21 protein-coding genes and 1 pseudogene are annotated in these 20694 nt (G+C 71.4%); 10 read left to right on the forward strand and 12 right to left on the reverse strand.

Features of this window, described 5'->3' with window-relative positions; translation table 11 throughout:
* Positions 1-111: 111 nt before the first annotated feature.
* From ACIP6N_RS24215 to ACIP6N_RS24235, 5 genes and pseudogenes are all read right to left on the reverse strand, one after another.
* Positions 112-1344 carry an ATP-binding protein gene (locus ACIP6N_RS24215; RefSeq protein ID WP_401818673.1) on the reverse strand — a complete coding sequence of 411 codons (1233 nt, stop codon included), beginning with the start codon at positions 1342-1344 and terminating at the stop codon, positions 112-114.
* On the reverse strand, positions 1341-1958 hold the full coding sequence (locus ACIP6N_RS24220) for an SAM-dependent methyltransferase (protein WP_401818675.1): 618 nt from the start codon (positions 1956-1958) through the stop codon (positions 1341-1343). The genes ACIP6N_RS24215 and ACIP6N_RS24220 overlap by 4 nt, the downstream gene beginning before the upstream one ends.
* Positions 1955-2197, reverse strand: coding sequence for a hypothetical protein (locus tag ACIP6N_RS24225; protein WP_401818676.1), 243 nt, complete (start codon positions 2195-2197; stop codon positions 1955-1957). The genes ACIP6N_RS24220 and ACIP6N_RS24225 overlap by 4 nt, the downstream gene beginning before the upstream one ends.
* A gap of 140 nt (positions 2198-2337) precedes the next feature.
* A pseudogene (locus ACIP6N_RS24230) lies at positions 2338-2538 on the reverse strand (PIG-L family deacetylase); the annotation flags it as partial.
* A gap of 194 nt (positions 2539-2732) precedes the next feature.
* Positions 2733-3692, reverse strand: a complete 960-nt coding sequence (locus tag ACIP6N_RS24235) for an acyl-CoA dehydrogenase (RefSeq protein ID WP_401818839.1) — start codon at positions 3690-3692, stop codon at positions 2733-2735.
* Positions 3693-4051: 359 nt separating this feature from the next.
* Here ACIP6N_RS24235 and ACIP6N_RS24240 point away from each other — a divergent pair, with 359 nt between their 5' ends.
* From ACIP6N_RS24240 to ACIP6N_RS24270, 7 genes are all read left to right on the forward strand, one after another.
* Positions 4052-4186: a hypothetical protein gene (locus ACIP6N_RS24240; RefSeq protein ID WP_401818677.1), complete on the forward strand. Its 135-nt coding sequence runs from the start codon at positions 4052-4054 to the stop codon at positions 4184-4186.
* Positions 4183-5331, forward strand: coding sequence for an enolase C-terminal domain-like protein (locus tag ACIP6N_RS24245; RefSeq protein ID WP_401818678.1), 1149 nt, complete (start codon positions 4183-4185; stop codon positions 5329-5331). The genes ACIP6N_RS24240 and ACIP6N_RS24245 overlap by 4 nt, the downstream gene beginning before the upstream one ends.
* Positions 5332-5749: 418 nt before the next feature.
* Positions 5750-6886: a type III polyketide synthase gene (locus ACIP6N_RS24250; protein WP_401818680.1), complete on the forward strand. Its 1137-nt coding sequence runs from the start codon at positions 5750-5752 to the stop codon at positions 6884-6886.
* A 157-nt stretch (positions 6887-7043) separates the two neighbouring features.
* Positions 7044-7592, forward strand: coding sequence for a cupin domain-containing protein (locus tag ACIP6N_RS24255; RefSeq protein WP_401818683.1), 549 nt, complete (start codon positions 7044-7046; stop codon positions 7590-7592).
* Between the two features lie 36 nt (positions 7593-7628).
* A complete protein-coding gene (locus tag ACIP6N_RS24260) occupies positions 7629-8432 on the forward strand; it encodes an alpha/beta fold hydrolase (RefSeq protein WP_401818684.1) in 804 nt (267 codons plus the stop codon).
* On the forward strand, positions 8432-9697 hold the full coding sequence (locus ACIP6N_RS24265) for a SpoIIE family protein phosphatase (protein ID WP_401818685.1): 1266 nt from the start codon (positions 8432-8434) through the stop codon (positions 9695-9697). The genes ACIP6N_RS24260 and ACIP6N_RS24265 overlap by 1 nt, the downstream gene beginning before the upstream one ends.
* Complete coding sequence (locus ACIP6N_RS24270) at positions 9694-10050, forward strand: STAS domain-containing protein (protein ID WP_401818687.1); 357 nt, start codon at positions 9694-9696, stop codon at positions 10048-10050. Before ACIP6N_RS24265 ends, ACIP6N_RS24270 begins: the two co-directional genes overlap by 4 nt.
* A gap of 345 nt (positions 10051-10395) precedes the next feature.
* Here ACIP6N_RS24270 and ACIP6N_RS24275 read toward each other — a convergent pair whose 3' ends face one another.
* From ACIP6N_RS24275 to ACIP6N_RS24295, 5 genes are all read right to left on the reverse strand, one after another.
* Positions 10396-10788, reverse strand: a complete 393-nt coding sequence (locus tag ACIP6N_RS24275) for an SCO5389 family protein (protein WP_401818688.1) — start codon at positions 10786-10788, stop codon at positions 10396-10398.
* A 3-nt stretch (positions 10789-10791) separates the two neighbouring features.
* Positions 10792-11763, reverse strand: a complete 972-nt coding sequence (locus ACIP6N_RS24280; RefSeq protein ID WP_401818690.1) for an ATP-binding protein — start codon at positions 11761-11763, stop codon at positions 10792-10794.
* 121 nt (positions 11764-11884) lie between these two features.
* Complete coding sequence (locus ACIP6N_RS24285; RefSeq protein WP_401818692.1) at positions 11885-12253, reverse strand: YciI family protein; 369 nt, start codon at positions 12251-12253, stop codon at positions 11885-11887.
* Positions 12254-12460: 207 nt separating this feature from the next.
* On the reverse strand, positions 12461-14071 hold the full coding sequence (locus ACIP6N_RS24290; RefSeq protein ID WP_401818841.1) for an MDR family MFS transporter: 1611 nt from the start codon (positions 14069-14071) through the stop codon (positions 12461-12463).
* 98 nt (positions 14072-14169) lie between these two features.
* Positions 14170-14814, reverse strand: a complete 645-nt coding sequence (locus tag ACIP6N_RS24295) for a TetR/AcrR family transcriptional regulator (RefSeq protein ID WP_401818693.1) — start codon at positions 14812-14814, stop codon at positions 14170-14172.
* 61 nt (positions 14815-14875) lie between these two features.
* Here ACIP6N_RS24295 and ACIP6N_RS24300 point away from each other — a divergent pair, with 61 nt between their 5' ends.
* The 3 genes from ACIP6N_RS24300 to ACIP6N_RS24310 all read left to right on the forward strand — a co-directional run bounded on the left by ACIP6N_RS24300 (position 14876) and on the right by ACIP6N_RS24310 (position 18111).
* On the forward strand, positions 14876-15868 hold the full coding sequence (locus tag ACIP6N_RS24300) for an aldo/keto reductase (protein ID WP_401818696.1): 993 nt from the start codon (positions 14876-14878) through the stop codon (positions 15866-15868).
* Positions 15869-16150: 282 nt separating this feature from the next.
* Entirely contained in the window at positions 16151-16354 is a 204-nt protein-coding gene (locus ACIP6N_RS24305; RefSeq protein WP_041994569.1) for a cold-shock protein, read from the forward strand.
* A gap of 290 nt (positions 16355-16644) precedes the next feature.
* The gene (locus ACIP6N_RS24310) at positions 16645-18111 is read left to right on the forward strand and encodes a hypothetical protein (protein ID WP_401818698.1); all 1467 of its coding nucleotides are present in this window, start codon (positions 16645-16647) and stop codon (positions 18109-18111) included.
* A gap of 90 nt (positions 18112-18201) precedes the next feature.
* Here ACIP6N_RS24310 and ACIP6N_RS24315 read toward each other — a convergent pair whose 3' ends face one another.
* Both ACIP6N_RS24315 and ACIP6N_RS24320 read right to left on the reverse strand, forming a co-directional pair.
* Positions 18202-19701, reverse strand: a complete 1500-nt coding sequence (locus ACIP6N_RS24315; RefSeq protein WP_401818699.1) for an MFS transporter — start codon at positions 19699-19701, stop codon at positions 18202-18204.
* A 305-nt stretch (positions 19702-20006) separates the two neighbouring features.
* A complete protein-coding gene (locus tag ACIP6N_RS24320) occupies positions 20007-20648 on the reverse strand; it encodes a histidine phosphatase family protein (RefSeq protein ID WP_401818702.1) in 642 nt (213 codons plus the stop codon).
* Positions 20649-20694 lie beyond the last annotated feature (46 nt).

The raw sequence follows: 20694 nt of genomic DNA on the forward strand, positions 1-20694 counted from the left end.
ATGCGGTTCAGCGGGAGGGCTGCTGCCCCCGATACGCCGAGTCATACACACGTTCCAGAAAAACTTTTTGACGCGTCGGCCGGCGGGCCCCCGGCGGGGCTCCGCGTACGGTCACCGCGCCAGGGAGACGAGGGCCTTGATGCGCTTCCCGCCACCGGGGTACGGGGTGACGGTCACGTCCCTGGCAAGCCGCCGCACCAGGGGCCAGCCGTAACCGCCGATGGAGACGCCGTTCACGTGGTGCGCCACCGTGCTGGGCACGGCGCTGCTGCGGTCGGCGACGAGCAGCACCAGGCAGTCGCCGGTGAGTTCCGCCTCGAAGCGGGTGATGCCGCCGCCGTGCCGGATCGCGTTGGTCGCCAGCTCGGACGTCACCAGCAGAATGTCCCCGAGCACGGTCTCGTCGAGCCGGCCGACCCGCGCACGCAGCAGCGCCTCCACCAGGTCCCGGGCTGCCGCCGCGCTGTCCGGCACCGGTACCGGCGCCGGAAAGTTGTCGGCGTGGTCGCTGTCCGACTGCTCCACATTGGTCACACTGGTTTCACCCCGTACATCGGCGTCACTGCTCTTACAAGGTGCGCCTGCCCCGGGCTTCCGTACGCACACCCGGTCGCTGTCCGGCTGGTCGGCGTCCCGGGCCAGCGCGTCGAGTAAGGCACCGAGGCCGTGCGGGGCTCTGAAGTCGGGGCGGCCCGAGGTGAGTACGGGACACCGGTCCGTACGCAGGATCCGGCGGCCGCGGCGTTCGAGGGCCGCGACGAGGGCGCGGTCCTCGCTGTGGACGAGCGCGGGAAACCCGCCCGCCTCGCGGTACGGAGCCGCGGCGACGCCCAGATTCGCGCCGTGCACATGCGAGTGCGACCAGCCGGCGGCCCCGGCCGGACGATCCGCGAAGTAGCGGGCGTCGTGCCCGGCTGCCGTAGCCGGCCCGAGCAGCGGATGCGGGGCGATCCGTACGGTGCCCACGACGCACTCCCAGCCCCGGCCCGCCTGGTGCAGCTGATGGGCGAGCCAGTCGCGCGGCACGAGGGTGTCGGCGTCCGTGGTGGCGATCCACAGCCCGTCCCCGTACGTCCCCAGCAGACCGAGTGCCAGATCGGCCGCCGCCGCCCGCGCGGCCCCCACATTGTGGCGCGCCACCTCGACGACCCGCGCACCCGCACGGCGCCCCGCCTCGGCTGTCTCGTCGGCGCAGTCGTCGGCGGCGACCACGGTCAGCAGTCGGACGCCCGCGAGCGCCGGATGGCCCATGGCCGCCCGCACGGCCCTCAGAGCGTCGGGGAGGACCGCGGCTTCGTTGTGCGCGGGGATGACCACGGCGCAGGCGGCGGGACGGCTGTTCACACCAGGCCCTCTTCGGCGGCCGGGGAGAGCGGTGCCCGCCCGCCGGGCAGTCGGCGGGCGAAGGTGTGCAGGACGAAGTCGGGATCGCGAAGCTCGGTGAGCGCGTCGAGGCCGGGCGTCGCGAGCAGCACGGGCGCCAGCTCTGAACCGGTGAGCCGGTGTTCGGCCACAGGGTGGTCCCAGTGCACGGTGACGAGCGTCCCGCCGGGTTCGAGACTCGTCACAGTACGGGCGAGGAGGTCGCGCAGCGCCCGGTCGTCGAAGTAGTACAGCAGCTCGGACAGGACCACGAGATCGAAGGTGCCCCCGGGCCACTCGTCCGGCACCGCAAGCTGCCGCACCTCGACACCCGGCAGGTCACGGACGCGTCCGGCCGTGGCCCTGACCGCCGCGGGCACCCGGTCGGTCGCCAGCAGCCGGTCGCAGCGGTCCGCGAGCAGGCGGGTCAGCACCCCCACCGAGCAGCCCGGTTCGAAGGCGCTGCGGTACCCGCGGCGCGGCAGCGCGGCAAGGGTGAGGGCGTACTTGCGCTGCTCGTACCAGCGCCCCGCCAGATCCCACGGGTCCGGCGAGCGCGCGTACATGGCCTCGAAGTAGGCGAGGGGCGTGCTCATCGGAAGACCACCTCGAAGGGCCTGGTGTGATGGGCGATCTCTTCGGGCGGAAGGACCGCCGCGTTCTCCTCACCCTCCGCGAGCGGGGCGATCTGGCTGATGAACCGCCCGACGGCGCGGCGCTTGCGGGCCGCCGCCGCGTCCGGCAGGGGGATACGGGCGGCCACGCCCCACGGGACGCGAGGATCCGCCGGCCGGGCCCAGTGCCACATCCACACCGGATAGAGCCACAGCGGCACACCGGCTGTCTCGCACCCGGCGCCGGCGGCGCGGCCGGCCGCCTCGTGGTCACTGTGCAGATCGCCGGTCCGGCGCAGAGCGTGGCGTTCACCTCGCGCAGCAGCCTGACGAGGCCGTCCGCGACCCGTGTCTCGTGCCGGTGCACTCCCGTGTCGGGGACGCGCAGCCGCCGCGGCCGCACGTTCGGCAGACCGAGTTCGGACAGCGCGTGGCCGAGTTCCGCCTCGCGGATCCGCGCCAGCCCGGCGGCGGTGGCGCGGGTGCTGCGCGGGTGGGAGCCCTCGCCGTCCGTGACCGACAGCAGATGGACCTCGGTGCCGGCCGCCGCCAGCGCGGCCATCGCGCCCCCGAAACCCAGTACCTCGTCGTCCGGGTGGGCCGCCACGACCACGACGGGACCGGCGGGCAGCTCCGCCTCGGGCAGCCGCGCCAGCCCCGTCCAGGACGCCCAGCTCGCCTCCTCGGTGCCCGGCCCGTCGATGGCCCCGGCGGCGGAACCGGCCGGCGGGCCCGCGGCCGGCCGGCGGGCGGCGGTCACCGCTCGTCCTCGTGCCCGGCGAGCAGCCGGCCGAGTGCGGCCAGATCGCGTTCGGCGTGGTGCTGGCGGATGTAGACGGTCAGATCGGCCACGTTCCTGGCGTGCCGGGGGTCGTGGCACAGCGGGCCCGCGCCGGTCGCGCGTCCCACATGGGCGAGGACGTCGGCGCAGACCTTCTCGACCAGGGCGCGCACCCGCAGGCTCCGCACGCGGGCGCCGCCCGCCGTGTCCAGCGGGTCCGCGTCGATGTCGTACGCGGCGCGCTCCAGCACCGTGTCCGCCGCGTCGAGCAGCACGTCCACCGCCCCCAGATGAGCCGCCGTGTGGGGGTCGGGCGGGCGTTTCCCCGCCGACTCGGCGAGTGTGTCGGCGACGGCGTGCGCGCCGCCCAGCCAGCACGCCGCCACACCGATGCCACCGTGCTGGAAACCCGGGCGATCGATGTAGGCGCCGACACCGCCGACGGGGACGGCGGGCACGTGGTGGAAGGTGACGTCCGGGGTGTCGCTGCCTGCCATGCCCACCGCCTGCCAGGAGCCCTCCACCGGCCGCACCCCCGGGTCACCGACGCACACCGCGAACAGCCGTCTGCCCTCGGGGCTGTCCGCGGTGACCAGCGCGTGCGTACAGGCGTGCGCCCCCGTGCAGTACGGCTTGAGGCCGTTCAGCAGCGGTCCGCCCTCGCCCGGCTCCGCCGTGAGGCCGGGGCCCGGAGGCTGCGCCGCCCACACACCCCAGCGCTCGCCGGGGCCCGGCGGATCGGCGCCCAGCTCGTGCAGGATCGCGACCGCGTCGAGGTGTCCTTCGCCTAGCCGCGCAAGGCACAGGTCTTCGCGGCCCAGGCCGCACAGGGCGCGGAAGCGTTCGCGTGTGCGCCCTGAGCCGGGCAGCGGGGCGACCAGGGCGCCGCTGTCGACCAGGTCCGCGAAACGTGCCGCGACGCGGTGGCCGAGCATGGCCGGAGAAGTCGCTTCAGCGGTCAACTTTCCTCCCGGTGAGACGAGGCGTGCCCCGATCCCCCGCGCGGATCGCACCTGAGCGCCGATCCCTCCGCACTGCCTCGCACGGCGTCTCGGAGCGCGGCGGCGGCGCGGGCTCACCGGCGCCGCGAAGGCGCCGACTGGCCCCCCTCACCTTGCGCCGCGACGTCCGCGCTCGCAAACGTTGTGTCGTGGACCGCGCGGTCCGCCCGGCCGGGAACCGCGCTCCGCCACGCGTTTTCCTCGCCGAGCTCAGGAGATCCGGTCAGCGGCCGGTCCGGCGGGCGCGGCGTTCGTCCGACGCGGGTACGCCCACAGCGGTGCGGAGGAGTTCCATGTCGATCACAGTGGCCGATCACGTGCTGCGGCGGTTGCGCGAACGGGGCGTCGGTCACGTCTTCGCCCGTGCGGGTGAGTTCCTGGCCGAGCGCCGGCACGACGGCTCACCGGACGCGGGGGAGGACCGATGACCAGCGCCCCGGATGCCGTACTCCGCGACGCCGTACCACCGGACGCGCCCGCCGTCGACCGGCTGGACGTGTCCGTCTACACCGTGCCCACCGACGCCCCCGAGGCGGACGGCACGCTGGAGTGGGACACCACGACCATGGTCCTCGTCGAAGCGGTGTCGGGAACGGTCACCGGGCTCGGATGGACCTACGGGTCCCCGGCCGCCGCGTCCGTCGTCACCGGCCGGCTGGCCGCGCTCGTCACCGGACAGAGCGCGTACGACGTGGCCGGAGCGAACGAGGAGATGAGCCGCGCCGTACGCGATGTGGGGCGGCAGGGACTCGTCGCGGGAGCGATCTCCGCCGTCGACATCGCCCTGTGGGACCTCAAGGCGCGCCTCCTCGGTCTGCCGCTGGTCCATCTGCTCGGCGCCGCGCGGCCGGACGTCCCGGTGTACGGGAGCGGCGGCTTCACCACGTACAGCCCGCGGGAGTTGGAACAACAACTGCGGGACTGGACCCAGGAACAGGACATCCCCCGCGTCAAGATCAAGATCGGCGAGGGGCGGGGCCGCGCCCCCGACCAGGACCTCGACCGGATCCGCCGGGCCAGAGCCGTCATCGGCGACGAGCGTGAGCTGTACGTCGACGCCGACGGCGGCTACAGCAGGAAACAGGCCGTCATGATCGCGGAGCATTTCGCCGACTCCGGGGTGAGCTGGTTCGAGGAACCGGTCCCCTGCGACGATCTGACCGGGCTCCGGCAGATCCGTGAGAGCGTCCCGGTCGAGATCACCGCCGGGGAGTACGCCTACGACCTGCCCGGCTTCGCCCGCCTGATCGACGCCGGCGCGGTGGACTGCCTCCAGGCCGACGCCACCCGCTGCGGAGGTATCACCGCCTGGCTGGGCGCCGCTGCCGTAGCGCGGAGCCACAACCTGGAGATCTCGGGCCACCACGCGCCCCACGTACACGCGCATGTGGCGGCGGCCGTGCCCAACCTCCGGCATGTGGAGTGGTTCCACGACCACATCCGCATCGAGAACGCCTTCTTCGACGGCGCCCTCGACCCGGCCGGCGGAGTCGTCGCCCCCGGGACGTCCGGAGCCCCCGGGCTCGGACTGGAGATCAGGCGCGAGGCCATGGAGCGCTACCGGACCGCGTGAGCGGGACCGCGGGGCTCTCGCGGTGCTCCGGGGGACCGGCGGCTCCCGTCCCCGACAGCCGCCGGAACCTGCTCGTCGCGGCGGCCCCGCCGCGCGCGAGCCGTACCGCCCGGTGCCCGCACCCGGTCCTCACACCCGTGGCGTCGCGGGAGACCTCCGCACGGATCGCTCGCTCTCCGGCCGGCGGCTCCGGACGCTCTGACCGCACGCCGGTATGTCACCCTCCGTGGCGAAGTCACCCGTGCGGAGGCCGTCGACCCCGACTTCTCGCAGCCCACCCCGGACTACGCCCATACGCTCCGTAGCCACCCGCGCGGAGCCGTCCCCGGTCCTCCCCCGGTTGCGGGGTGGCGAACCACCCCGGAGTGTGGTCCGGAGTTGGGCCGCAGTTGAGTGGACAAACGAAGGAGAGCGCACCGTGGCGACCCTGTGCAAGCCCGCAGTCTCGGTCCCCGAGCATGTGATCACGATGGAGGACACGCTCGCCCTCGCGCGCTCGCTGCACGCGGATCACCCGCAACTGCCCCTGGCGCTGCGGCTGATCGAGAACACCGGGGTAACCAGGCGTCATATCGTCCAGCCGATCGAGGAGACCCTTCAGCACCCGGGCTTCGAGGACCGCAACCTGATGTACGAGGCCGAGGCGAAGGCCCGGGTGCCCGCCGTGATCCGCCAGGCGCTCGACCACGCGGAGCTGCGCCCGGCCGACATCGACATGATCGTCTACGTCTCGTGCACGGGCTTCATGATGCCCTCACTGACCGCTTGGCTGATCAACACCATGGGCTTCCCCGCCCACACCCGGCAGCTGCCGATCGCCCAGCTCGGCTGCGCCGCGGGCGGTGCGGCCATCAACAGGGCGCACGACTTCTGCTCGGCGTATCCGGGAGCGAACGTCCTCATCGTGGCCTGCGAGTTCTGCTCACTGTGCTACCAGCCGACCGACCTCGGTGTCGGCTCCCTGCTGTCCAACGGGCTGTTCGGGGACGCGGTCGCCTCGGCCGTCGTCCGCGGCAGGGGCGGCGCCGGCATCACCCTGGAGCGCAACGGCTCCCATCTCGTGCCCGACACCACCGACTGGATCGCCTACAGCGTCCGGGCCACCGGCTTCCACTTCCTGCTGGACAAGCGTGTCCCCGGCACCATGGAGCCGCTGGCCCCCGCCCTGCGCACGATGGCCGACCAGCACGGCTGGGACGCCTCCGGCCTCGACTTCTACATCATCCACGCGGGTGGCCCCCGCATCCTGGACGACCTCAGCCACTTCCTCGACGTACCCCCCGAGGCTTTCCGCTTCAGCCGGGGCACGCTCAGCCAGTACGGCAACATCGCCAGCGCCGTCGTTCTCGACGCCGTGCGCAGACTCTTCGACGAGGGCGGCGCGGGCGACGGGGCACGCGGCATCATCGCCGGCTTCGGACCGGGCATCACCGCCGAGATGGCGCTGGGCCGCTGGTCCAGCACCGGAGTGGACCAGGAGCGAGCGCTCTCGGAACGCCATGTCCTCGCGACGCCCGTACACGAGTCCGCGGCGGAATCGGTGAGCCGACGATGACGACGGACACGACGAGAGACGCGACGGCCGGCCCGGCGACCGGAGCGGGCGATCCGCACGTCTCCCCGCCGGCCGAAGCGGTGAATCCGGTCGCCCCGCCCGGTCATGCCGCGCCCATCTGCGGCCCCGAGCCCCGGCCCGTCACCCGGAGCGCCGCGTGACCGAGCTGACCGGACTGGATACCCGCCCGCGTACGGAGGGCCTGATCGTCCCGCCGGGCGGTGGCAAGGCCATCCACACCGCCGCCCAGCAGGTGACCTTCAAGGTCACGGGAGAGCACTCCAGGGTGTCCTCCAGCTTCGAGGTCGTCGTCCCCCCGGGCTTCGACGTCGGAGCCCACCGGCACACCCACAGCGAGGAGCTGTTCTACGTCCTCGACGGTGAACTGGACGTCGTCGCCTTCGAGCCCCGCGTCCTCAGTGACGACTGGCGCCACTGGGAGTCGGCTTCGGGCCTCAAGGCCGTACGGGCCACCCCGGGTACGGTCATGGTCGTACCGCCCGGCTGTCCGCACGCGTTCGCCAATCGGGGCGCCACCCCGGCCAGAATGTTCTTCCAGGCGTCCCCGCCCTCCGACCACGAGCGGTACTTCGAGGAACTGCTCGACATCCTCAAGGACGGCGATACGCCGGACCCGCTGGCGATCGCCGAGCTGCGTGTGCGCTACGACATCGAGCAGCTCACCCCGCTCCGGCACGACGCATAGCACCAGGCCCGCACCCGGCGTGCGAAAATGCCGGTCATGGACGTGCTGAGCAGGAACCACGTGAACGTGGCCGGACGCGTGGACGGGCCTGTGATGATGCTGTCGCACGGGTTCGGCTGCGACCAGAACATGTGGCGCCTGATAGTGCCCGAACTGTCCCGCCACTTCCGCGTGGTGCTCTTCGACCACGTGGGCGCCGGCAGGTCAGACCTCGCGGCCTGGGACAAGGAGCGCTACGCCACGCTCGACGGCTACGCCGAGGACGTGCGCGAGATCTGCCGTGAACTCGCCCTCGGCCCGGTGACCTTCGTCGGACACTCGGTCAGCTCCATGATCGGCGTCCTGGCCGCGGCACGGGAGCCGGACCTCTTCGACAAGCTCGTCCTGCTCGCACCCTCGCCCCGCTACCTCGACGACGGCGACTACCGGGGCGGCTTCAGCGCCGAGGACATCAAGGAACTGCTCGACTCCCTGGACAGCAACTATCTGGGCTGGTCGGCGGCGATGGGCCCGGTGATCATGGGCAATCCGGACCGCCCCGAGCTGGGGGAGGAGCTGACCAACAGTTTCTGCCGCACCGACCCGGACATCGCGCGGGCCTTCGCCCGTACGACCTTCCTCTCCGACAACCGCGCCGACCTCGCCCGCGTGGGCGTGCCCACCCTGGTGGCCGAGTGCGCGAACGACGCGATCGCTCCCGCGGGCGTCGGCGAGTTCGTCCGCTCCAAGATCGCCGGCAGCGAACTGGTCACCCTGGACGCCACCGGGCACTGCCCCCAGCTCAGCGCGCCGGAGGCCACGGCGGCCGCGATCGTCGCCTTCGCGGCCGCCACCGCATGATGAGCGCGACCGGGAACGCGCCGGAGAACCCCGGACCGGGCCCGGGTCCTGACGCCGGGGACGATGCGGCGAAGTCCGCCTTCTCGGCGCTGCTGGAGGACAGCGCCGAGGACCTGTACGAGAACGCGCCGTGCGGCTATCTCTCCACCCTGCTCGACGGGCAGATCGCCAAGGTCAACACCACCCTGCTGAGCTGGCTCGGCTTCGACCGCGACGACCTCGTGGGCCGCAGGCGTTTCTCCGACCTGCTCACCGTCGGCGGCAAGATCTACCACGAGACGCACTTCGCGCCGCTCCTGCGGATGCAGGGCGAGGTCAGCGGTATCGCGCTGGAGCTGAAAACGGCCGACGGCGGCCGGCTGCCGGTCCTGGCGACCTCGGTCGTCAAGACGGGCAGCGACGGGCAGCCGCTGCTGATCCGTACGACCCTCTTCGACGCCCGCGACCGCCGCGCGTACGAGACCGAGCTGCTGCGCGCCCGGCAGGAGGCCGAGCGTGAACGCGAACGGCTCCAGCGGCTGGCCACCACGCTCCAGCGCACCCTGCTGCCGCCCGCGCTGGCCCCCGTACCCGGCCTCGACGTCGCCGCGCACTACCACATCGCCTCCGCCGACGAGGTCGGCGGCGACTTCTACGACCTCTTCCCCCTGGCGGCCGGTGCCTGGGGACTGTTCCTGGGCGATGTGTGCGGCAAGGGCGCCGCCGCCGCTGCCGTGACGTCCCTGGCCCGCTACACGCTGCGCGCCGCGGCCGTCTACGACCCCGACCCGGCGTCGGCGCTCGGCAGCCTCAACACGGTGCTCCACCACGAGTACCAGGGGGACGACCCCCGCTTCTGCACCGCCATCGCCGGACTGCTCACCCCGGACGACGGCGGATTCACCGCCACCCTGGCCGGCGGAGGCCACCCGTCGGCCCTGCTGCTGCGCGCCGACGGCACCGCCGGCTACCTGCCCACGCCCGGCGGGCAGCTCATCGGCGTGCTGCCGGACGCCCACATGGTCTCCACCACCGTACGGCTGGACCCCGGCGACACACTGCTGCTGTACACCGACGGACTCACCGAGGCGCACACCGCCCTGGCCGGCGGGCGCTACGGCGACGAAGCACTCCTGGACTTCGCCCGCGACCTGGCCCCCACCACCGCACCGCACGCGGTCGCCGCACTGACCGACCTGCTCGAGGCCTTCGGTGAGGGCCTGGACGACGACGCCGCGGTCCTCGCCGTCAGCGTGCCCACCGCCCCTTCGGAAGAGCCGCAGTGACCGAACTGACTGTCAACACGCTTACCACCTCGGCCGGCCCGGTGCTGGAACTGTCGGGTGAACTCGACCACCACAGCGCCCCGCACGTCCGCGACGTCCTCCAGAGCCTGCCCGTCCGGTCCGGCGAACAGCTGATCATCGATCTCGGCGGGCTCACGTTCTGCGACTCCAGCGGCATCACCGTTCTGATCGCCGCGAGAAACCGTGCCCTGAAGGCCGAGGCGGGTATCGCTCTTGCCGCCGTCCCCGACCGGGTCGTCCGGGTGTTCCGCATCGTCGGCCTCGAACAGGTCTTCCCGGCCCATCCCACGGTCCAGGACGCGGCCGACGCATGGCGGGGCGCGGCAGGCTGAGCCGCGCACGCGCCCGGACGGAGCGGAGCCTCGCCGCCACCGCCGGGCCGGCCCGCCGGCGACCGCCCCGCGGTGGCGAACGTGGACGGCCGGACCATCCTCGGAGTATTCGACAACGGACCGGAAGCGGGCCGTCGACTCCTTCCGCCGGCTGGCCGAACCGGACGTCCGGACCGCTGTCTTCGGCCACGGCGACCCGCTCACCGGCGGTGCCGGGACCGTGCTGAGGGCACCCGTGGCAACGGCCGTCTGAGCCTGTCGGCGATGCCCGGCCGGGCGCCATCCGGGCCCGGCCTCTCGCCCCGCGCCCCGTACGGCAGCGGGCGAGATGCCCAACCGTGTGGCTCAGCAGTCGCGGAACTCCGGTGACTGGTTGAGGATCTGCGAGCGCAGCGAAGTGAAGCGGGTGTGCGTCTCGCCGCCTTCGTCGCGGGGCCGGAAGACGGCGACCCGGTGGCAGTTCATGAAGGCCAGAGCGACGCCGAAGTGCCGCTCCAGGCTGCCGCGGATGGCGTCACTGGCCAACGCGCGCAGGAGCTGGCCGCGCTCTGCTTCGGAGGGCGGCGGTGTCTGGTTGTCGGCGAAGTCGGCTTTGCTGTTGCGCAGTTCTTCCGCCAGAGAGGCGATGAGGGTGTACGCGTACGGCAGTGAGGTGCGGACGGTTGCCACGAAGTCCTCTTCGCGGACCTGGCCCCGCTCGGCGTCGGCGAGCAGCTTGGGGGAGACGTCGAGTGACATGAATCAGGCTTCCTTTTCTGTGAGTTGGAGGAGGGAATCGTTAAGCCGGAACGCGGGATCGACCTGCTGTGCGAGGTCGCTCCCGGTGGAACGGTCGCCCCGGGCGGCAGCGTTGCGGAGGTGGAACTCCACCGCGTGCCGCTGCGAGGCGTCCCAGTCCCTGGGGCGGGCGTCGACCGCGGCGCGAAGCTCGCTCAGGGTCCGGAGGTTGTGCGGTTCGAGGTCGCCGTCCGTACGGCGCCCCTGTTCCTGGGCCCGCACCCAGGGGGAGTGGACGCAGTACGCGAGGAGATCGTCTCCGACGTGCTCTTTGAGGAAGAGGAGATCGTCCTCGCCGGTGACCTTGTTTCCGACCACGGCGATCGTGATCCCGAACTCCCTTGCGTGGTCGCGGTACTGGCGGTAGACGGAGACGCCCTTACGCGTGGGTTCCGCCACCAGGACCGTCAGGTCGAAGCGGGTGAAGAGACCCGAGGCGAACGCGTCAGCCCCCGCCGTCATGTCGACGACGACGTACTCCCCGGGCCCGTCCACGAGGTGGTTGAGGTACAACTCGACCGCGCCGAGCTTGGAGTGGTAACACGACACCCCGAGATCGCTCTCCTCGAACACCCCGGTCACCATCAGCGGTACCCCGCCGATGTGCTGGACGTGGCGGGTGTGCACCGGGTCGTCGCCGAGCAGTCGGAGCAGCCGCGAACCCCGCCCCGGAGGAGTCGTCTTGATCATCGCCTCGCGTGAGGCGATGCGCGGATTCTGACCGCGCAGATAGTCCTTGATCTCGCCGACGCCCGCACTCAGCGGCAACGCCGTGAAGGCCGAACCGCCGCCGGGGGAGAGGGCTTCGGCGAGGTGCTGGTTGATGTCCCCGTCGATGGCGACGACTTGAGCACCGGAGATTGCCAGATGGCGGGCGAAGAGGGCGGACAGCGTGGTCTTGCCGCTGCCGCCCTTTCCGACGAACGCGACGCGCACAGCTAGCGACTCCTTTTGAAAATGAATGTCATGTCGCTAGGTTTTATGTGTTGGCTGACTCCATGTCAAATCACCACGCGCCGGGACACGCCGGGCGCCCCGCGAAAGGCCGCGCCCGGCCTCAGCCCTCCGCCTCGCCGTGGAACGGCCGTACCTCGATCGGCAGGGTGGTGGCCAGCGCCGCCTTGCGCCCCCAGTCGAGGGCCGCGTCGGGATCCGGCGCCCGGACGATGCACAGGCCGCCCAGGTACGAGGTGCCCTCGGCGTACGGCCCTCCCGTGTACGGGCCTTCGCTCACGAACGTCTCGCCTTCCACCGCGCGCACCACCGCGGCCGTGTCGGGGGAGCCGAGGCCGCCGGCGTAGACCCAGGCCCCGGCGGCCCGCAGCTCCGCGTGGAAGGCTTCGAGGTTCCGGCCGATCTCCGCGAGCACACCGGGTTCGGGCGGCTCTCCGACGGGCTGCATCACGCTGAGCAGATACTGATTCATGAAGGGGCTCTCCTCGCCGTCGCGCCGGACCGGGCCGGCCGCTCACTCGCTTGTCCCCACCCTCTATACGAAGGGACTCGCGCCGGACCGGCGCCGGACACGGGCAAGCGGCGGAACCGTGCGGGATTACCGCCCGTACGCCGACGGCCCCGGCCCCGCCCAGGAGGGCGGGACCGGGGCCGTCGGGTGTCGGCCGTACGGTGGGCGTCAGGCCACAGGAGTGGCGGGCGACGTCTCCGAGCCGTCGTCAGGGAGCCGGGTCTGCGCCGGCTCCGCGGTGAGTGCTTCACCGTTCAGCGCCTCTTCGGCGCGCGTTTCCTCGGCGAGGCGCTCCATGCCGCTCGTGGTCTTGAGCGGCTTCTCCTTGATGAAGATCACCGTGATCAGCGCGAGCAGCGCGAACGGGGCGGCGACGAGGAAGAGGTCCGCGGTGGCCACGCCGTACGCGTGCTCCACGATCTCCCGCATCGGCGCGGGCAGGTCGGCCAGGTTCGGCACGGCGCCCGAGCCCGAGGGGGCCTGGCCGGACTCGCCGAGGCTCTTGGACATCTCCGTCGCCACCCGGCTGGCCAGTACCGCGCCCAGCACGCTCGTACCGATCGTGCCGCCCATGCTGCGGAAGAACGACAGTACGGACGTCGCCGCGCCCAGCTGCGACGCCGGTACGTCGTTCTGCGCCGCGAGCACCAGGTTCTGCATCAGCATGCCGATGCCGATACCGAGGACCGCCATGTAGAGGCTGAGCAGACCGAATCCGGTGTCTGCGCCGATGGTGGACAGCAGGCCGAGACCGGCCGTCATGATCACAGCGCCGGCGACCAGGTAGATCTTCCACTTGCCCGTGGCGCTGATGATCTGCCCCGCGACGGTGGAGGAGACCAGCAGACCGAGGATCATCGGCAGGCTCATCAGACCGGCGGCCGTCGGGGACTTGCCCAGCGAGATCTGGAAGTACTGGGAGAGGAAGACCGTGCCGCCGAACATGGCCACGCCGACCAGCAGGCTCGCGGTGGTCGTCAGCGCGACCGTGCGGTTACGGAAGATCTTGAGCGGGATGATCGGTTCCGGGACCCGGGTCTCCACGAAGACGGCGGCCACCAGAAGGACGACACCCGCACCGGTCAGCGCGGCCGTCTGCCAGGACGCCCAGTCGAACTGGTTGCCCGCCAGGGAGGTCCAGATGAGCAGCGAGCAGACGCCCGCGACGATCAGGAACGCGCCCAGGAAGTCGATCTTGACTTCACGGCGGGTCGTGGGCAGTTGGAGCGTGCGCTGCAGCAGCAGGATCGCGGCCAGCGCGAAGGGAACGCCGATGAAGAAGCACCAGCGCCAGCCCAGCCACGAGGTGTCCACCAGCAGACCGCCGATGAGCGGTCCGGCCACGGTGCCGATGGCGAAGACGGCCCCGAAGATGCCGGAGTACTTGCCGAGCCGGCGCGGCGGGATGACGGCCGCCATGACGACCTGGGCCAGGGCGGTCAGACCACCGGCGCCCGTACCCTGGACGACCCGGCTGAAGATGAGCAGGCCGACGCCCTGCGAGAAGCCGGCGAGGAGCGACCCGACCACGAACATGGCGAGTGACAGCTGCAGGAGCAGCTTCTTGTTGTAGAGGTCGGACAGCTTGCCCCAGAGCGGCACGGTCGCCGTCATCGCCAGCAGTTCGGCGGTGACGACCCACGTGTAGGAGGACTGGCTGGCGCCGAGGTCGGCGATGATGCGGGGCAGCGCGTTGGCGACCACGGTACTGGCCAGGATGGCGACGAACATGCCGGCCATCAGCCCCGACATCGCCTGGAGTATCTGCCGGTTGGTCATGGAGGTCGGCGCCTGTTCAGGCGCCTCTGCAGCGGTCAAGGTGTCCTTCTTCGGTGTCCGCGGATGAGATGCACGGAAATGAAACGAAAGGGTGTCTGTCAGTGTCCGGCCGGAGCCGAGGGTGCGGGAAGGCCCGCGGCGAGATGGGAGAAGGCCTTCCGGAAGACATCGGTGAAGGCGACCGTCCCCGGCGGCTCCGAGCACCAGTGCTCGACGGCGACCCGTACTGCGGTCCCCGCGACGGCGGCCAGCAGTCGCGGGTAGAGGCCGGGGGAACCGGCTCCCTCCGGTGCCGCATGGCCGAGCCGGGCCGCGATGGCCTCGGCCAGTTCCAGCTCCTCGGCCATGTGCGCGCCGAGTCCCCGGACCAGCAGATGCGGCGATCGCTGGAGCACCTTGCCCCGCAGGAACCAGATCTCGTGGCGCTCCTCCACGTCGGCCAGTTCGGTCGCGAAGGCCTCGCGTACGACGTCGAGGGGCGGCAGCGCGGCCGGTGCCTCGCGCACCGCACTCCGTACCCGCTCGCCTATCTCCTGGTCGACCATGACGAACGCGTCGTCGTGGCTGTCGAAATAGTTGAAGAACGTACGGGGTGACACGCCGGCGGCCGCGCTGATCGCGTCGACGGTGACATTCTCCGCGCCGTGCTCTGCGGCAAGCCGAACCGCCGCCTCCGCCAAGGCGGTTCGAGTGGCCTGCTTCTTGCGCTCGCGGAGTCCGGGCACGGGTCCTTCGGTCCTCATATATTGCAGAGTATGCAAAGGTGCAGGCTCTGTAAAATGCATCCCGCGCCCCGGACGTAGCATGCTCCGTATGGAGCAGCGTGTACTGGGCAGGACGGATCGAGAAGTCTCCGTCATCGGACTGGGAACCTGGCAACTCGGCGCCGACTGGGGGGATGTGTCCGAGGCGGACGCCACCGCGGTCCTCGACGCCGCGGTCGAGTCGGGTGTGACTTTCTTCGACACCGCGGACGTCTACGGCGACGGGCGCAGCGAGCAGTTGATCGGCCGTTACCTGAAAGACCGGCCGGACGCCGGGGTGTTCGTCGCGACCAAGATGGGACGCCGCGCCGACCAGCTGCCGGAGAACTACGTACTGGACAACTTCCGCGCCTGGAACGACCGGTCACGGGCCAACCTCGGCGTGGACACCCTGGACCTGGTGCAACTGCACTGTCCGCCCACCGCCGTCTACTCCTCGGACGAGGTCTTCGACGCGCTCGACACCCTCGTCGCCGAGAAGCGGACCGCCGCCTACGCGGTCAGTGTGGAGACCTGCGAGGAGGCGCTCGCCGCCATCGCCAGGCCGGGAGTGGCCAGTGTGCAGATCATCCTCAACCCGTTCCGGCTGAAGCCGCTGGAAGAGGTGCTTCCCGCCGCCCGTGCGGCGGGTGTCGGCATCATCGCGCGCGTGCCGCTGGCCTCAGGGCTGCTGTCGGGGAAGTACACCAAGGACACGGTCTTCGCGGCTGACGACCACCGTTCCTTCAACCGGCACGGCGAAGCCTTCGACCAGGGTGAGACCTTCTCGGGGATCGACTACGAGACGGGCCTGAAGGCCGCGGCCGAGTTCGCCGGGCTGGCTCCCGAAGGCGCCACGTCCGCCCAGACCGCGCTGCGCTGGATCGTCCAGCAGCCCGGCGTCACCAGCGTCATCCCGGGCGCCCGTTCCGTCGCGCAGGCCCGCGCGAACGCGGCGGCCGCGGCTCTCGCACCGCTGCCGCAGGCAACGCTCGACGCCGTGACGGAGCTGTACGACCGCTCGCTGCGCGCGGAGATCCACCACCGCTGGTAGGACACGCGGGCGCCGCCGCGCGCGGCGCCCGTACCGCCGGCGCCCGTACCGCTCGGGTGACTTCGTGGGCGGCACGCATGCAAGAGTTGGTCGATTCTGTGGCTGTATCGCTTCGGGCCATGTAGCGTCTTGATCAGCTGTCGTGGTTCCGAAGTACCGCTCGCCCGTGACGCACCGTCACGGGCGTTTGTGCTGTTCAGCGTCTCTAAGGACCAGGGCGATCACCTCCCGGGTTCCCCGCACCGTGCGGGGAATCTTGCGTTCCAGATACGGAGACTCGGCATGGCCAGCGGAACAGTCAAGTGGTTCAACTCGGAAAAGGGCTTCGGCTTCATCGCGCAGGACGGCGGCGGCCCCGACGTCTTCGCGCACTACTCCAACATCGCGACGTCCGGCTTCCGTGAGCTGCAGGAGGGCCAGAAGGTCACCTTCGACGTCACGCAGGGCCAGAAGGGCCCGCAGGCGGAGAACATCCTCCCCTCCTGACCTTCTCTGAGCGGGACCGTCCGAGGGGCCCGTGAGGGCGCGGACATCAGGGCGCCGGCCCGGCGGGAGGAATCCCACCGGGCCGGCGCCTTTCGCGTGGCGCGCGCGAGCCGGCCCGCAGGCCCTCCCGCTTCCGGGGTCCTGCTGTCCCGGGGACCCTCCGATGCCGCTCCCGGATGGCGCAGTCCTCCGATACCGGGATTGGATGGGGCGAAGGGTGCGCTGCGACGGCGCACGGTGACCATCACGGGGTGAGCAGGCCCGTGGAGTTCGGTAAAGGGAGCCGCGCCATGTCTCTTGACCCCAACCCCTATGCGAAGGACTTCAAGGACTCTCTCAGTCCGCCCGGGACCGGTCTCCCCACCACCGGTCCGGCCGGAAGAGCCGGGCTTCCTGACGCGGCCGGGCTTCCGGAGACCGCCGTGCTCTACGGGCCCGCCTGGCTGACCGGTCCGACGGACCAGGCCGGTCCCCTCGATCCCCGGAGCACACGGATACCCGACACCTCTGAGAGCCCTGAGATCCCCGGCGTCCCGCCGGTGGAGCCGGGGGCGGAGCCGATCCGGACCCTCCTGTGGACGGCGGCGACCCACCGGCCGCTCGACGAGGTCGTCGCCCTGGTCGGCCTGCTGAAGCGGACCGGCGTTCTTCCCAACTCCGCGGACGAGGCGCTGCGCGCCGCGGCGGTGGCCCGTCCGCTCGACGAGGTCCGGCAACTGGTGACCATGCTGCACGACCGTCCGCACGACGCGGACGAGGCCGATACGACGCTGCGGGCGGCGGCCGTCGGGCGGTCGATCGAGGACGTGGCCCAGCTCGTGAGCATCCTCCTCGCCGATGAGAACGAGGGCCGCCCACCGAACGCGGCCTCATCGAACGCGGCCTCACCGAGCGGAGCTTCGGCCGGGGGGAAGGCGAAATCCTGGACGAAGCCCCAGGCTCCCGCCACGCCCCAGCCCAACTCCGAGCCCAACTCCGAGCCCAACTCCGATCCCGAGGCCCGGTCCGGGACCGAGCCCAGGGTCACCCCGGAGGCCCGGCATGAGGTCCGATCCGAGGCCGCCCCGAAGGCCGGGCCCGAAGCTCAGCCCAAGCCCCAGCCCAGGAATCCGCCCACGCTCCAGCCCGGATTCCCCCTCAAGTCCCCGGCCGTGCCGCAGATGCCGGCGGCCGACGAGGACCGGACGCGTGATTCGGGCAGCCGGCCCTACGCCTACGGCCAGGCCGCCGAACCCGCGCCGACGCCCGTTCTGCCGTACGTCCCGCTGATCGCCCCGCAGCGGCCCCTGGCCGACTCGCCGGGTCTCGTCGCGACGCTCGCAGGACCGGCCGACGCACGGCAGCGGGGCTTCGCCGCCTCCCCGGCTCTCGGCTCGGTTCTGCGCTGGCCCGCGACGGCGGCTCTGTTCGTCATCGGCGCGATCCACCTGCCGACGGACCTCGCAGGGCTGCGCTCCGGCGGGTACGGCCAGATGCTGCCCATGATCGTCACGGCCCTGTGCCTCATGCTCGGCCTGTGGCTGGTCCTTCAGGACACCGCGGGTGTCTGGGCAGCCGCCGCGGTGGTGGCCGCCGGGGTCTTCGCCCTCCACGCGCTGGCCGGTTTCGGCGCCACGGACCTGCTGGCGGGCAGTCTGGGTGACGCGTTCGGCGGAGCGAGCGCGGTGGCCGTGATGTGTGCCGTGATCGCCGCGGCACTCGCCGGATCCGCCCTGGTGCTCAGGCAGAAGACGGCGGACACCGCCCGCGACATCTGACCGCCGCGGGCCCGGACGCGAGGACGCCACCGACGTACATCGTCGGTGGCGTCCTCGCGCGGGTGTGTTCCGGCCGTGCGGTACGAGCCGTCAGACAGCCGGGGCCGTGGGTGTGCCGCCGGTCTTCTCCCCCGCGTTCTTCTGGATGGACAGGGGCGCGGCGATGTCCTCGAGGGACTTGCCCTCGGCCGCGACGGCGAAGAAGATCGCCACCAGCCCCGCGAGGACCATCAGCGCCGCGCCGATGCAGAACGCGATGACGGCGTCGCCGACGTTCCCGCTTCCCGTGAGGTCGGCGAAGAGCAGCGGCCCGGAGATACCGCCCGCCGCCGTGCCTATGGCGTAGAAGAACGCGATCGCCATGGCGCGGGTTTCCATGGGGAAGATCTCGCTGACGGTCAGGTACGCGGAGCTGGCACCGGCCGAGGCGAAGAAGAGCACGATGCCCCAGCAGAGCGTCATCGTCGTCGCGTTGAGCCAGCCGCTGTTGAAGAACCACGCTGTCACGAAGAGCAGCACCCCCGAGAGGATGTACGTGCCGGCGATCATCTTTTTGCGGCCCACGGTGTCGAAGAGCCGCCCGAGGGCCAGCGGTCCGAGGAAGTTGCCCAGGGCGATGGCGGCGAAGAAGTACCCCGTGGAACCGCTGGAGACGTCGAAGAACTTCACCAGGATCGAGCCGAAGCCGAAGGTGATGGCGTTGTAGAGGAAAGCCTGCCCGACGAAGAGGGAGAAACCGAGAATCGCCCGCTTGGGGTAGTCGCGGAAGAGCGTCTTGGCGATCTGTATGAAGCCGATGGACTTCCGCTGCTCAATGGTGATCGATTTCGCCGGCTCGGGCAGGGGCCGGCCCGTCTCCGCCTCGATCTCCCGTTCCACCCCGGAGACGAGTTCGTCCGCGCCCTCCGACTGACCGTGGATGAACATCCACCGCGGGCTCTCCGGCACATGACGCCGCACCAGCAGGATCACCAGCCCGAGGACGACGCCCAGCGCGAAGGTGAGCCGCCATCCGAGGTCCTTGGGGAAGATGTTGGTGTCGAGGGCCAGGACGGACAGCAGAGCGCCGCCCATCGCGCCCAGCCAGTAGCTCCCGTTGATGATGAGGTCTACGCGTCCCCGGTACTTGCTGGGAATCAGCTCGTCGATGGCCGAGTTGATGGCCGCGTACTCACCGCCGATGCCGAAGCCGGTGAGGAAGCGGAAGATGAAGAACCACCAGACGGAGAAGGACAGCGCGGTCGCGGCCGTCGCCGCCAGGTACACCGCGAGGGTGATGAGGAAGAGCTTCTTCCTGCCGAACCGGTCGGTGAGCCAGCCGAAGAACAGCGCGCCCGAGCAGGCGCCCGCCACGTACAGCGCGGCGGCGAGGCCCGTGACCTGCGCGTCCGAGATGGGCAGTCCGCTGCCGTCCTCGGAGAGCCGGCTCGCGATGTTGCCGACGACGGTCACTTCGAGCCCGTCGAGGATCCATACGGTCCCCAGGCCGATGACGATCATCCAGTGCCATCGGGACCAGGGAAGGCGGTCGAGTCTCGAGGGGACCTGGGTGGTGACGGTCCCGGACGACGAATCTCCGCGTTGGCTCATTGTCTCCTCCTGGCTGTCAGCGGCTCCGTCGCCGCCGCATGTGCGGGCTGCGCGTACCCCAAGATCAAACGGGATAAACGGCCGTTCTGCCTCCGGAGTCGGCCCGAGCAGGGCAGAGATCATGAGATGGCGGCCCGCTGTGTGCCGCCCGGCAGGGGCGCGGCCGCATCGTCATTCGTGAGCCGCGCGCCGGCCGACGACAGACACCCGGCGGATCCGCCCGGCTGCCGGGGGACCGGACGGGACATGACAGAGCGGCCGGGCCGCGGCTCGACCGGACGGGACGCGACGGAGGGGAGCAGGGGTCAGGCCACGTCCGGCCGCTCCTGGGCGGCGGCGCGCAGGACGCTGTCGGGCAGTTCGAGATTCCAGGCCGCGACGACGGGGCGGCCGTGCTCGGTGCCCAGACGCGAGACGGTCCCGGTTTCCAGCCGGAAGAGGGCGCCCGCCGCGGGCTCGAGGCCGAGGTAACGCGCGGTCAGCACGCGCAGGAAGTGGGCGTGCGAGACCAGGGCGACATCCTCGTCACCGGACGCGAGGGCGTTCAGGGCCCGGGCGAGCACCCGGTCGGCGCGCGCCCCGACCTCCGCCGGGCCCTCGCCGGGGTGCTCGGCCGGACCGGGGGCGACGCCGTCGGTCCACAGGTTCCAGTCGGGGCGGTCGCGGTGGATGTCGACGGTCGTGATGCCCTCGTAGCCGCCGTAGTCCCACTCCCGCAGGTCGGGGGTGAGGCGGCGGTGGCCGAGGCCCGCCAGTTCGGCGGTGCGCACCGCGCGGGCCAGGGGACTGACCAGCGTGAGTCCGACCGTCCGGTCGGCGAGCAGGGGCGCGATCGAGCGTGCCTGGCTCTCGCCGTGCTTGGTCAGCGCGAGGTCGGTGTGACTGGTGTGCCTGCCGGACAGGGACCAGGCGGTCTCTCCGTGCCGTACCAGGATCAACTCGCCCATGGATGGCCTCCTTCCCGCTCTCCGCGCCCCGCCGGCCGAACCGTCG

It is taken from the genome of Streptomyces sp. NPDC088725, from assembly GCF_044751305.1.
GTDB lineage: Bacteria > Actinomycetota > Actinomycetes > Streptomycetales > Streptomycetaceae > Streptomyces.

Bases quoted from the DNA above. Each gene is read 5' to 3' on its own strand.
- ACIP6N_RS24295 (WP_401818693.1), bottom strand. From the start codon at position 14,814: ATGAGGACCGAAGGACCCGTGCCCGGACTCCGCGAGCGCAAGAAGCAG.
- ACIP6N_RS24285 (WP_401818692.1), bottom strand. From the start codon at position 12,253: ATGAATCAGTATCTGCTCAGCGTGATGCAGCCCGTCGGAGAGCCGCCC.
- ACIP6N_RS24290 (WP_401818841.1), bottom strand. From the start codon at position 14,071: ATGACCAACCGGCAGATACTCCAGGCGATGTCGGGGCTGATGGCCGGC.
- ACIP6N_RS24260 (WP_401818684.1), top strand. From the start codon at position 7,629: ATGGACGTGCTGAGCAGGAACCACGTGAACGTGGCCGGACGCGTGGAC.
- ACIP6N_RS24235 (WP_401818839.1), bottom strand. From the start codon at position 3,692: ATGCTCGGCCACCGCGTCGCGGCACGTTTCGCGGACCTGGTCGACAGC.
- ACIP6N_RS24305 (WP_041994569.1), top strand. From the start codon at position 16,151: ATGGCCAGCGGAACAGTCAAGTGGTTCAACTCGGAAAAGGGCTTCGGC.
- ACIP6N_RS24275 (WP_401818688.1), bottom strand. From the start codon at position 10,788: ATGTCACTCGACGTCTCCCCCAAGCTGCTCGCCGACGCCGAGCGGGGC.
- ACIP6N_RS24315 (WP_401818699.1), bottom strand. From the start codon at position 19,701: ATGAGCCAACGCGGAGATTCGTCGTCCGGGACCGTCACCACCCAGGTC.
- ACIP6N_RS24320 (WP_401818702.1), bottom strand. From the start codon at position 20,648: ATGGGCGAGTTGATCCTGGTACGGCACGGAGAGACCGCCTGGTCCCTG.
- ACIP6N_RS24245 (WP_401818678.1), top strand. From the start codon at position 4,183: ATGACCAGCGCCCCGGATGCCGTACTCCGCGACGCCGTACCACCGGAC.
- ACIP6N_RS24265 (WP_401818685.1), top strand. From the start codon at position 8,432: ATGAGCGCGACCGGGAACGCGCCGGAGAACCCCGGACCGGGCCCGGGT.
- ACIP6N_RS24240 (WP_401818677.1), top strand. From the start codon at position 4,052: ATGTCGATCACAGTGGCCGATCACGTGCTGCGGCGGTTGCGCGAACGG.
- ACIP6N_RS24300 (WP_401818696.1), top strand. From the start codon at position 14,876: ATGCTCCGTATGGAGCAGCGTGTACTGGGCAGGACGGATCGAGAAGTC.
- ACIP6N_RS24220 (WP_401818675.1), bottom strand. From the start codon at position 1,958: ATGAGCACGCCCCTCGCCTACTTCGAGGCCATGTACGCGCGCTCGCCG.
- ACIP6N_RS24310 (WP_401818698.1), top strand. From the start codon at position 16,645: ATGTCTCTTGACCCCAACCCCTATGCGAAGGACTTCAAGGACTCTCTC.